We start from the raw sequence: 11869 nt of genomic DNA, 5'->3' as shown, positions 1-11869 counted from the left end.
GTTATGACAGGCGAAACCGGACTTGATGAAGCCATCGAGTATCACGTGGTCAACTCGCTGGGATGGCCCAGTTTGCGCCCCTTACAGGCGGCCTCCGTCGATCCTGTGAGATCGGGCGTTGACTGCCTGCTCATCGCACCTACGGCCGGTGGCAAGACTGAGGCCGCCATCTTTCCGCTGCTCTCTACGATGGTTCTCGAGCAATGGCGCGGTTTGTCAATCCTTTATGTGACCCCTCTACGGGCGCTGCTGAACAACCTCCACCCGCGTATCAGCAGGTATGGCGATTGGCTGGGCCGTAGGGTCGGGCTATGGCACGGTGACATCGGCGAAGCGGAGCGCAGGCGTATCCTCGCGGACCCGCCAGACATTCTGCTGACCACACCTGAGTCACTCGAAGCGATGCTCGTCTCGCGACGCGTCGACCACGACCGTTTCTTCTCTGGGCTGCGGGCTATCGTCGTCGACGAATTGCACTCGTTCGCAGCCTCTGACCGAGGATGGCACCTGCTCGGCGTTCTCGCTCGTCTGGAACGAATAGCACAGCGCCCGATCCAAAGGGTCGGACTCTCGGCGACGGTCGGCAACCCGGAAGAAATCGGGCGGTGGCTACAAGGTGGCGAGGCCACAAGCGGAGCAGGGGAGCGCGAACTTCGTGTGATCTCCGAGGAGACGGCGGTATCTTCGCCCAAACCTGAAGTAATGCTCGACTATGTCGGCTCGGTGACCAACGCGGCGAGGATCGTCGCGGAACTCCACCGCGGTGAGAAGCGGTTGGTCTTTTGCGAATCCCGCCGCATTAGCGAGCAGCTGGCCTTCGAACTACGCGCACTCGGTGTCGAGACGTTCGTGTCTCATTCGTCGCTTTCTGCGGAAGAGAGACGTAGATCCGAGCAGGCATTCGCCGAGACACGGAACACCGTAATCGTCGCCACCTCTACACTTGAGCTCGGGATTGACATCGGAGACCTAGATCGCGTTATCCAGATAGACGCGCCCCGAACTGTTGCCTCGTTCCTTCAGAGGCTTGGTCGAACGGGACGCCGAGCCCGGACACGCCGCAATACACTGTTTCTAGCAACGAGTTCTGACACGCTGCTCGAGACCGCAGGCCTACTCCTTTTGTGGAAACGGGGCTTCGTTGAGCCGATCACGCCGCCACCTCATCCGCGCCACCTCACCGCTCAGCAACTTCTGGCTCTTGCACTGCAAGAAGGCGCCTACGGATCGAACACCTGGCGCGAGTGGTGGGGACGTCTGGGCCTGATGGACGACGGCGCCGAAGTCCTCGCCTATCTCCGAAGCGAAGGCTTCCTCGTAGAGGACGGGGGATTGCTGATGATTGGTCCGGTCGCCGAGAAGTCCTTCGGTCGCCGCCACTTCATGGACTTACTCAGTTCATTCGACGCAGAGAAAGAACTGCGTGTGGTGAACGGAAACAAGGAGCTTGGGTTCATTTCACCGCTCGCTCTACCGCGGGAAGGCTCTAAGAAGCTCGATGCTAAGCCTGTCCTCATGAACGGTCGGGCCTGGCATGTCGACCATGTGAACTGGGAACGGTTCGAAGTTGCCGTCAGCCCGGTGGCCCATAAGGGCGACGTCCGATGGCAGAGCGGTGCAATAGCACTCTCGTTTGAGATGATGCGAGCTCAACGTGATGTGCTTCTCGGCGAAACCCCAGATGTTCCGCTGTCACGGCGAGCGACTGAGCAGCTCGAAGTCCTTCGGGAGACACGCATGCATCAGGTCTCACGGGACGGACTCGTCGTAGAACGGTCGGGGCAAGGCACACACGTCTGGACGTGGGCAGGGCTCAAGGCCAACGAGACGCTCCGCGCAGCGCTTGGAGGTATAGAAGGTCAGTCGTACAACGATGTCCTAATTCTTCGAGGTGAAGGTGACTTTCGGACGCTCGCTGGAATGACCTTCGACGGCGTCGTACCTTACACTCCCGCTGAGATGGTGGGAAAATTAAAGTTCTCTGCGGCACTGCCTATGGCGACCGCGCTCCAGACTCTTGGCGAGCGTTTCGCAGATACGGATGGAGCGAGGAGGGTGGCTCACCAAGAAATGACGGAACGGTCCCACGAGGAGCGATGAGGTTGGCGCTTCACAGCTTGTCTATCCAAGTTTCCTCTTCGCGCAGGTCCCAACTTGAAGCTCCCTCTGGGCGTGGCTTGGAGTAAGCGATCTGTTTGACCCGAAGTACGACGCGGTGCGCTTCGGCAGCTGTAAGCTCCCTGAGTGAAGCGATCGGGCGTACGGTGCAACCCTGAACGATTTCTTGGCGCCGGCCTTGATCGTCTATACCGGCGTGACTGAAGGCTTCGCGGATAGCAGTGATCTGATGTTCAAGTATTGGCGGATCGGCCAACGCAGGGACTTGACTGTCTGAATTTGCTGACTCGAGGTCGAAAAGCGCATCGTTCACCGAATGATTCTATTGGGCGCTGCTTACGTTCTCCCGTCTGCTCCTTGAAGGGCATTTGCCACCAACTTCGCGTCCAGCCCAACCCCGCCCCGGATCGACGAGTAGTGCCGCGTCAGCCAAGGAAGTCCCACGGCATACAGCCCGGCCTGCTCGGTGACGCCCCGGGTGTGCTTCGGATAGCCCCACTCATCCAGCACGGGAATGTCGATGAAGGACAAGTCCAGCCCGTACCCCGTCGCCCACAACACGGACGTGATACCTGCATCGGTCAGGTTCAAGGTAGACGGCTCGGAAGGCAGCCAATCATCCAGAGATACGGCAGGCTGCTCGGGTGCGTCAATCCGGGCGGCGGCGATGTACCCGTCTATTGCTTTGCGCATGCGGTTGTTGAACCCGGCCTCGACTGTGGTGAGGTGTTCGGGGAGGTCGTCGGTGAAGGTGAGGTCGCCGTCGTCGATGTTTTCCAACCGGCCGTGCAAATGCATGCCGCGTCGGCCGAGTTCACGGAGGTGGATGTCGTGGCCGCCGTCGGTGCCGGAGAGCAGCGGGTTGCAGGCGAGGCGCGCGGCGGGGGAGGGGAGTGCCTCGCGGGTGAGGGCGTTCACGCCGTATTCGGGGCCGTGTTTGGCGGTTTCGAGGAGCCAGTAGAGGATGTCGTGGCCGCGGTATCGGCGGGGAGCTTCGGGGCAGGTGGACACGGCGAGGTGGACTTCGCGGCTGGCGGCCGGGGAGAGCAAGGCCTCATAGATCGGGCTTAGGCGGGTTGCTTACTCAGTCACCACCACCCCGGACCTATGCTGTTCCCATGCTGAACGTTGGAGTCGTATCAGGGAACGAGCTCGCGTCCCTGGTTGTGGAGCGGCTGGCTGACCATGGTGCGGTCACCCAGGCACGTTCAGCGCCGGAGCTGAGAAAGGAACGGGACAGCCCTATTCTGGTGAGCTGCGCGGATAAATCTCTTCCGGCTTCCAAATTCGACCTCGTGCTTTCGGTAGCAGACAGTACTGAACGATGCTGCCCCCGGCACAGCCCGGATGTGGTTCTCATGGAGACGGACCCGGCTCTCCTGCGCAACGCGGTGGACCAGCTGTGGGAGAACCGTCTCCTTCCCTTTAGCCGCAACAAGGCAGCTCCCAGGCCGAAGCATCGGAAAGGGCCGGCAGTGATGAGTCCGCCGGATCCGGCGTGGTCGGCTACTGCGGCACGGACTGCCGAGAGGATCCTGAGGACCAGCCCTCTGATCGTTCGGGTGGACCACATCGGCTCCACGTCGATCCCGGGGCTCCCGGCAAAGAACGTCATTGACCTGCAAGTCGGCGTCGCGAACATCAGCGACCTGGATCAGGTGTCCGCACATCTGGACGCTGCAGGCTACCGGGCTGTACCGGGCAAGTGGTGGGACGTGCCAACCAGCTATCAACCCGAACCCGAGCAGTGGGCCAAGCACCTTCACGTAAATTCCGACCCGGCTCAAAACGTCAATATCCATGTGCGGGTTGTAGGGTCGGCTGGGTGGTTCTTTACCCTCAGCTTTCGCGACTGGATGCGGGCGGACGCAGGTCATGTCCGCCGATACGCGGCAGAGAAACAAAGGATTGCCAGCAAGTACGCGAACGATGTCAACGCCTTGAACTACGCGGCGGAAAAGAAGTTGTGGTTTCGCGACTACGTCGAGCCGCAACTCTATGCATGGGTGGATTCAAACGGCTGGCGACCGGAGAAGCGGGAAGAGCCTCATTTCATGGAGTGTTCCAACGTCGCAGTGAATCCGAACACTGTCACGGCACCGGAGTTTTCACCTGCTGCTACAAGATTGCTTTCCTGACCGCAGATAATTGCCGCGGTGGGTTGGGAAGGAAGCTGAAGCTTCTGAACAAGTTCTCCTGTAGGAAGTGCCCTCAGCGCAACAAGACCACTGACATTCACAGATAAACAATGCTCGCCGTCGGCGAGGAACGCGATGGCTACTATCTTTCCCGATTCCGTCGGGGCGATGACCAGCCGGGAGGCTCTCGCTTCCAGATCCCAGAGACAGATGCTGCCGTCCCAGCCTCCAGTGAGGGCTGAGGCGCCGTCCAGGGATAGCGCGAGTGTGGACAGCGGCCCGGTGTGCCCTTCCAAGCAGCCCAGCAGGGATCCGTCGGCCAGGTTCCATACGCGGGGCTTGTCGTCGTGTCCGATCGTAACCAGCCGGCCGTCTTTAGCGAGGGCGGCGTCAGTCACAGGTCCCGGATGCGCTTCCAAGACGTTCGTGCAGGCGCCCGTCTCAAGATTCCAGACCCGTGCGGTGCCATCCCAGCTGGTTGACACCGCTTGGGCCCCATCCGTAGTGACCCGGATGCTGGCAATCCGTTTGGTGTGGCCTACCAACTCCAACACGCGCAGGCCCTCTTCAAGGTCCCAGACGAGCACCGAGCCGTCTTGCGCACCGGTGACCACCCGGGCGGAAGGTTCGCTCGCGGCAACAGCCGTGACCCCGGCTTTGTGGCCCGTGAGCCTGCTCATCAGCCCGCCGCCGGTGAGGTCCCACAGTCTTCCCGAACGGTCTTCGCTTCCGGTGGCCAACACTCCGGTTCCCGGGGCTAGTGCCAGAGCGGTGACCGGCCCGCCGCCGTCGTCCAGTACCAGACGCCGATCTCCTGACCCGGAGTCCCACACCATCACGGTTGCGTCCCGGCTCGCAGACATCAGCTCCTCCTTCTCACTGTGGTACGTCAGCGAGGTTACGGCTTCCTGATGCCCGTGGGGCGCTGGTGCGTTGATGGCGGCGGCCAAATCCCACACTCGTGCAGAGCCGTCATCGCCCGCGGTGACCGCTAGGTCACCCAACTCGGAAATAGCAATGCTCTTCACCGGGCCGGGGTGACCCTTCCAAGACTTGATCATCTCCGCCGCAGCGATATCCCAGACAGCGATGGTTCCGTCCCGCCTGACGGAAGCAATATTTCCCTTCCGACCGAAAGGAACGACGTCGTTTACCCACTCGCCATGGTCCTGCAGTACCGCTGTGGCCTGGCCGGTAGAAAGATTCCACACGCGAATGGTCCCGTCCTGTCCTGCCGTAGCTGCCTCGTCCCGGTCGGGAACGAAGACGGCGGCGGTCAGCTCTGATTCGTGGCCGGAAAGTTCGTGCAGAAGCCCCAGGGTTTCAAGGTCCCACAACCTCGCTGTGGAATCTTTGCTGATGGTGAGGGCCCGCTTGGAATCACTCGAAAACAAGCCCTTTGACACCCCGGCCCTGTGACCTTCGAGGCGGAAGAGTAGCTTTCCATCGGCCAGGTCCCACAAACACGCTGTACTGTCCCAGCTGGTGGTCAAGGCCTTTTGCCCGTCCGGACTGATGGCTACCGAGGTCAGCCAGTTTTCGTGACCATTCAGGAAATGGCCCCGTTTCCCCGAAGTAAGGTCCCAAACATAGGCTCCGTCCCTGCTTGTGGTGACGGCGAAAGTTTTGTTCGGTGCAATGGCGACGTCGGTGACTTCTTCGGTATGTCCCTCCAGAACGAACAGGAGGTTTCCGCTTTCAACGTCCCAAACCTTCGCCGACTCTTCCTGGCCGTTGGCCGTCACGGCAATGTCGCCGTCGGACGTTATGGCTCCGGCGGAAATGGGACTGTCTGAATCTTGCAGAGTCTGCAGGAGAGCGCCTGTTTGGATGTCCCAAAGCTTGGCCGATCCGTCCAGGCTGAGCGTGAATACCCGCGAACCACCGCTGGTTATCGTAGCCCGCTCCACCACGGAGGTGTGGCCGGACAACGTTCGCAGTAGGGCGTCGCTGCTGGTGTTGGTAGTCCACGCGGGGTAAATTCCGTTCGGAACGATCAGGGCGAGGTACGTTCGCGCGGATTCGTAGAGTTCGCGGTCGTTCATCACCAGGGCTTGTAAGGCCAGCTGTCCGGCGGCGTACGCCTCGGAGGTTCCTGCAGCGCCGTCGGCTTCTCCGCGGAGATTGTGGGCCTCGTGCTCAAGGACCATGCGACTCCTATGCAGCGTCTTCTCATCCTCGCGACTCAGTTGCGCCTCGGACTGTACGCGGCGAAGCGTGCCGATGACCCGGTCCACACCGAGAGTGCCAATTGCCTTCGCCAGATAGTGCGCGTCTTGGTAGAGAGCGGCAAGCTCATTCGGCCGCACTTTCGCCGTATGGACAGGGAGGTGTGTCAGTGCATACCCGCTTGCGTTGTCAGACCAGTTACGGCTGTATTCCAGCAGCCGCTCCTGAACTGACTGTAGGACGTCCTCTGTGAACTTTGTGGACAGATGCTGCCCGAACCTTGGGTGCGCCAACGTGTAGCCAACGGCATCGTTTCCCATGATCAGTCGGCGGATTTTGGGGAGGATGTTGCGGTCAAAGTGGTCGCGGAGCATTCCTGTGGGATCAGCGAAAGCCTCCGGAACAAGGGCTTCAAGGTCACTTCGCGCAAGGGGTCCGTGGGCAGCAGCCAACGTGGCGAAGAGCAACAGCGCTGGACGCTCTCCGGCCACATCCAGGAGCTCTTGCCACCAAACGTCCAAGTACGCTGCCAACCCCTCGGGCTGCTGCTCGAGATCTGCCACGTCAAACTCCTTTTCCAGAGCTTCCTTGGCCAGGAGGCCGATGTACAGGGGGTCGGCATTCGTCGCCGCCCTGTTGGTGTTTGCGTCCACAGGGCCGATGGCAGCCGCCTTCATGACAGCGGCCAGAGCTCCCGGCTTTTGGATGAGCGCTGCGGTGTGCGGACCGGTCGCCGAGAAGAGTTCGACGACGGACTCCTCACCGAAGCCGTCGAGCCGCAATTCCTTGACGTCCGGTCCTTGCAAGCGGTACTTGCTCCGCCATTCCTGGCCCGTGTCGCGGATGGAAACTATGACGTGAAGGTGCTTGGGAGATGCGCCTGCCACGTAATTGGCAATCGACCAGCCTTGAATCTCGTCGATGCCATCCAATATGAGCACATCGGGGGTTCCATTGCTATGGGTTGCCTCGCCCAGGCGCTGGTGCAGCATGGACTGAAGAGACAACCGGTCCAAATTCGGATAGTCATCAGCTGTTGGGTCCGCAGACAGTTGCTGCAGGACATTCCTGAGGAAAAATACTTCGTCCAACCAGTACGGGTCATACCTGCTCGTAAAGAAGTGAAAGGCGGCCCGGGCACCAAGTTGTTGGGCAAACTCAGCCAGCAGCGAAGTCTTTCCGAACCCGGGACGGCCGGTGATGGCCAACACGCCGCCCGGCCCGTGTGCAAAAGCGGACAGAGCGGCAATTTCCTCCCGCCGCCCGACAAAGCCTTCAGTTCGCCTGCTCCTAAACAGGGGGGTAAAGGCCCTGCTGAGGTCAGGCTTGGCTTCCTGACGGGGGACGAGCTTGAAGTCCTGGAGTCCGTTCAGGCCCAGATGGCTCCAGAAGACCTCTCGTGTGGCCGCGGGTAGGGTTTCTATGGCGTCGATCGGGGTTAATGCGAGACTTCCCGGCCCTTCACTTGGATTGTGATGCCGGATCACTCCGATGACGTCATTCGTGGCGGACAAAACCCCGGAACCGGACATTCCCGCCCATTGGGAAGTTTCCAAGTCTCCCGGAAGGATAGGTGGCCAGTCCCTGGGTGTGTTGTCCACTTTAAAAGCCAGATACCCGGGAACAAGACCCTTACCAGTGACTGCGCGGAGCCCCTCCGCGGTGGGGATGCTCCCGTAGGTGTGAACGGCGATGCGGCCTCCGCTGACAGCCTTGAACCGTGGAAAACCCACCGCCATGCAATCGTGAAGGACATCGAGATTCTGCCGATCGACTCGTCCGAACGTTAGTGGGGGGAAGCCCACCGCGCCATCGACTGACAATAGAGCTATGTCCACGGTGGCCGATCCGGAACGTATCAAGACCTTGGCGGGAAACGTACCCTCCAGCCCTAGAACTTCGTGACCAGAACCCTTGGCGACGTGGTCTGCAGTGAGCACCACGGAACCGCCGACCATGAGGCCGGAGCCAACCCGTGGCTTGCCGTTGAAGTTGTAGGCAATGTTGACTACACGTCCGGTTTCAAGGAGTGCCATTGAGGTGTACCGCTTTCGCTCCGGGCCTAGAGTGACGCTCTTTTTGTCCTTTCCTGCACCCAGGCAGAAAATTCTTCGTGGCTGAGCTTGGCGCCCGTATACACCCACGACTTCAAACTGTCCCGCAGCTCTATGTGGATGGTTCCGGCACCCAACCCGATCCCGACGTGCGGCCCCATCTCATCAAGCGCCAACGCGGCCACTTCCAGGGGTTCTATCCCGCTAATCTTGAAGTCTGCCGCTCGTCCCGCTATATGGGGACTTTGATCCGCACCCTTAATAAGCTCATTTACTGCCGGAGGGCGGTAGCCGGAAACGATAAATAAGGGAGCCTGGGCACGCTCCTGAATTGCTTGAATAATTCGAACCAAATCTACGGAGATCCGGGCGTATTGATAGTCCCGTCCTACTTTCCCCACAAAGCTTCCTACTGTGAAATTCGGCGATAAGTGGGTCCGGAGATTATCTTCGAGCTTGATGAGCGGAACCCGGGCATTATCGACCGGATCCGAATAGGTGACTCCCGCTTCTTCTTCCGCTACAGCCGGGAACGAGGCGCCGGACGGGTAGACGAGGACGTTCGTATTCGAGAGTTTTCCGTCGTTTTCGCGGCCCGACAAAGCGGATCCATGTGGATTCTCCATGACACTCCTCGTCGTCCGATCCGGAGTTTTCAAACCCCGGGACAAGCCACCGTGCTGCGAGTCTAGTTCAAGGATGCCGCCGTTGGTATTGCTAAATTTGAACTTCGCAACCTTTATTGACGCTTATATGGGCATGCCTTGACTGGCAAAGCCAAGTCTCCGATTATTAGCTTTCCATGAGGTTTAGGAGCGGCGCACATGAGCGAAATGGAAAAGGATTCTTCCAGCATAGGGTTGGCAGAGGCTATCCAAGCGTTGAGGCAGGAGCTCTGGGAGGCTATGGTGGCCGGCACCGGGAGCGAGGTGAGGTTCCGCATCGACAGCATCGATCTGACCCTGGAAACAGCTGTCACTAAGACCATCGGAGGCAAGGCGGGCATCAAATGGTGGCTCGTTGAAGCAGGAGCCGAGGCATCCCGGGACGCGGCCTCGACGCAAACCCTGAAGCTATCTCTGAGCCCTCTTCACGGATCAGAGCCACTGCTCGTGGATGACGATGCCACATCGGACGGGCATAGCTTTGACGACGGTTCGGCTGAAGGAGACGCGGGGTAGTCCTGGGACGACCGCCCGAATCAGGCATGCGCCAGGTTGCCCGCCACGGACTCCGCGTCCAGCCCCACCCCGCCCAGGATCGACGAGTAGTGGCGGGTGAGCCAAGGAAGTCCGACTGCATACAAGCCTGCCTGCTCGGTGACACCCGCAGTGTGCTTCGGGTAGCCCCATTCATCGAGCACTGGGAGGTCTATGAAGGACAGGTCCAGCCCGTAGCCGGTCGCCCACAAAACGGACGTGACACCGGCATCGGCCAGGTTCAGGGTAGCCGGTTCGGACGGTAGCCAGTCGTCGTCAGGAACGGCTGGCTGCTCGGGTGCGTCAATGCCGGCCGCCGCGATGTACCCGTCGATTGCTTTCCGCATGCGGTTGTTGAACCCGGCCTCGACTGTTGCGAGCCGTTCGGGGAGGTCGTCGGTGAAGGTGAGGTCGCCGTCATCGATGTCTTCCAGCCGGCCGTGCAGGTGCATGCCGCGGCGTCCGAGTTCGCGGAGGTGGATGTCGTGGCCGCCGTCGGTGCCGGAGAGCAGCGGGTTGCAGGCCAGGCGCGCGGCGGGGGAGGGGAGTGCCTCGCGGGTGAGGGCGTTCACGCCGTATTCGGGGCCGTGTTTGCCGGTTTCGAGGAGCCAGTAGAGGATGTCGTGGCCGCGGTATCGGCGGGGAGCTTCGGGGCAGGTAGAAACGGCGAGGTGGACTTCCCGGCCGGCGTCGTGCAGTTCCTCGGCAATCTGCCCGCCCGATTGACCGGTACCGACAATCAAGACGGCGCCCTCGGGCAGTTGCTGCGGGCTGCGGTAGTGGTGCGTGTGGAGTTGCGTGACTCCCTTGGGAAGCTTGGCGGCCATGGCGGGCAATTTCGGCACCTGGTAGGCGCCGGTTGCGAGGACCACCTTCTTGGCCGCTAGCTTGCCTTGCGAGGTTTCGAGGCTGAAGGTGCCGTCAGAGGCCGAAAGGCGGGTGACGTCCACGCCCGTCAGGACCGGTGCGTTGATCACCTCGGCGTATCGCCTGAGCAGATTGACGACGGCGGTTCGGGGCAGGAAGGCTTCGGGGTCATCGCCAATGTAGGGCATGCCGGGGAGCTCCAGCGTGAAGTTGGGGGTGTTCATGAAGAATCCGTCCCAACGGTCCTGGTAGGCGCCGCCGAGGGTGTCGCGCCGTTCCATGATTTGGTGCTCGACGTCGGCTTGGCTGAGCCAATAACTGGTGGCGAGACCGGCTTGGCCGGCGCCGATGATCACGGTATCTGGGGCAGATCCCATGGGCTGGATTGTACGCCCGGAGGCTGCAAATGGGGATGGGTTCAGCAGCTACTGAACGCTGCCAGCCAGCCGCGTGCACTCCTCCCACAGCCGCTTCCGCGCGGCCGGTTCGGAACCCATGCCCGGAGTTGGCAGTTGCTTGCGCTTCGCCCAGAGTTTGCCGGTCATCGCAGCGGTCTCCGGTGACGTCGCCAGCCACACGGGCGTATCTGCGGCTTCCTCAGCCGGCTTGCCGAAGGTGTTTGTCAGCCAGCGGAAGGGGCCGCCCACGTCCTGCAGCAGACCCGTGTTCTTGACCAGGCCCGGGTGCACGGCATTCACCACCACTTTGGTACCGTGAAGGCGCTCGGCGAACTCCTGCGTCAACAGAACCCGGCCGAGCATCGTCGGCGGTGTGGCGCGGGTGAAACTGTATTTACCCTTGGCGCTTTGCAGATCCGCGAAGTCGATCTTCGTGACTCGGGGGCCACCCGAATACTTTGACGCAATATTGACCACGCGCGACGTCCACGCATCCTCGGCGCTCGCGTGCTTGAGCGCGTCCGTGAGCAGATTGGTCAGCAGGAAGTAGCCCATCACGTTGGTGGCGAACGTGACTTCCAAGCCGTCCGGCGTCACCTCACGCTCCTTACGGAAAACTCCGGCGGCGTTGACCAGCACATTGAGCTTCTGGTGCCGGGACAAGAACTCGTCCACGGCTTGCCGGATCGAGGCTTGGCTCGAGAGGTCGCACGCAAGCGGCTCAAGCGCTGCATTTGGGACTTTGGCGCGAATCTCGCGGATCGCGTCCTCAGCGCGGGCTGCTGAACGCCCAACCACGACGACGGTCCCTCCTTCGCGGGCCAGCGCAGTTGCGATGGCCTTGCCAAGGCCGCTGGTGGAACCGGTCACAAGTGCTGTTCGCCCGGTCATGGAGGACATAGCTCGATCACAGCACTTCCGGACGT

9 protein-coding genes are annotated in these 11869 nt (G+C 61.0%); 3 read left to right on the top strand and 6 right to left on the bottom strand.

The window, feature by feature from the left end:
• The first annotated feature begins 3 nt into the window (after positions 1-3).
• On the top strand, positions 4-2100 hold the full coding sequence (locus HMI59_RS15755) for a DEAD/DEAH box helicase (RefSeq protein ID WP_193591821.1): 2097 nt from the start codon (positions 4-6) through the stop codon (positions 2098-2100).
• A gap of 10 nt (positions 2101-2110) precedes the next feature.
• Here the strand turns inward: HMI59_RS15755 and HMI59_RS15750 are convergent, their stop codons facing one another.
• On the bottom strand, positions 2111-2431 hold the full coding sequence (locus HMI59_RS15750; protein WP_193591820.1) for a hypothetical protein: 321 nt from the start codon (positions 2429-2431) through the stop codon (positions 2111-2113).
• 23 nt (positions 2432-2454) lie between these two features.
• The gene (locus HMI59_RS15745) at positions 2455-3168 is read right to left on the bottom strand and encodes a hypothetical protein (protein WP_370583509.1); all 714 of its coding nucleotides are present in this window, start codon (positions 3166-3168) and stop codon (positions 2455-2457) included.
• Positions 3169-3236: 68 nt separating this feature from the next.
• On the opposite strand from HMI59_RS15745, the gene HMI59_RS15740 reads away from it, so the two are divergent.
• The gene (locus HMI59_RS15740; protein WP_193591819.1) at positions 3237-4256 is read left to right on the top strand and encodes a GrpB family protein; all 1020 of its coding nucleotides are present in this window, start codon (positions 3237-3239) and stop codon (positions 4254-4256) included.
• On the opposite strand, the gene HMI59_RS15735 is transcribed toward HMI59_RS15740, so the two are convergent.
• Positions 4166-8461, bottom strand: a complete 4296-nt coding sequence (locus HMI59_RS15735) for a trypsin-like peptidase domain-containing protein (protein WP_193591818.1) — start codon at positions 8459-8461, stop codon at positions 4166-4168. The two genes, HMI59_RS15740 and HMI59_RS15735, sit on opposite strands and share 91 nt — an antisense overlap.
• Before the next feature lie 26 nt (positions 8462-8487).
• A complete protein-coding gene (locus HMI59_RS15730) occupies positions 8488-9105 on the bottom strand; it encodes a D-Ala-D-Ala carboxypeptidase family metallohydrolase (RefSeq protein ID WP_193591817.1) in 618 nt (205 codons plus the stop codon).
• Between the two features lie 198 nt (positions 9106-9303).
• On the opposite strand from HMI59_RS15730, the gene HMI59_RS15725 reads away from it, so the two are divergent.
• Positions 9304-9660, top strand: coding sequence for a trypco2 family protein (locus HMI59_RS15725; protein WP_193591816.1), 357 nt, complete (start codon positions 9304-9306; stop codon positions 9658-9660).
• Positions 9661-9680: 20 nt separating this feature from the next.
• Here the strand turns inward: HMI59_RS15725 and HMI59_RS15720 are convergent, their stop codons facing one another.
• Positions 9681-10922, bottom strand: a complete 1242-nt coding sequence (locus tag HMI59_RS15720) for an NAD(P)/FAD-dependent oxidoreductase (protein ID WP_193591815.1) — start codon at positions 10920-10922, stop codon at positions 9681-9683.
• 48 nt (positions 10923-10970) lie between these two features.
• Positions 10971-11843 (bottom strand): SDR family NAD(P)-dependent oxidoreductase, encoded by an 873-nt coding sequence (locus HMI59_RS15715; protein ID WP_227471410.1) that lies wholly within the window; start codon positions 11841-11843, stop codon positions 10971-10973.
• Positions 11844-11869 lie beyond the last annotated feature (26 nt).

The sequence above is a fragment of the Paenarthrobacter sp. YJN-5 genome (genome assembly GCF_015040095.1).
Lineage (GTDB): Bacteria > Actinomycetota > Actinomycetes > Actinomycetales > Micrococcaceae > Arthrobacter > Arthrobacter ureafaciens.
Note: the sequence above shows the minus strand (reverse complement) of the source record. Positions and strands in the feature narration are given on the sequence as shown.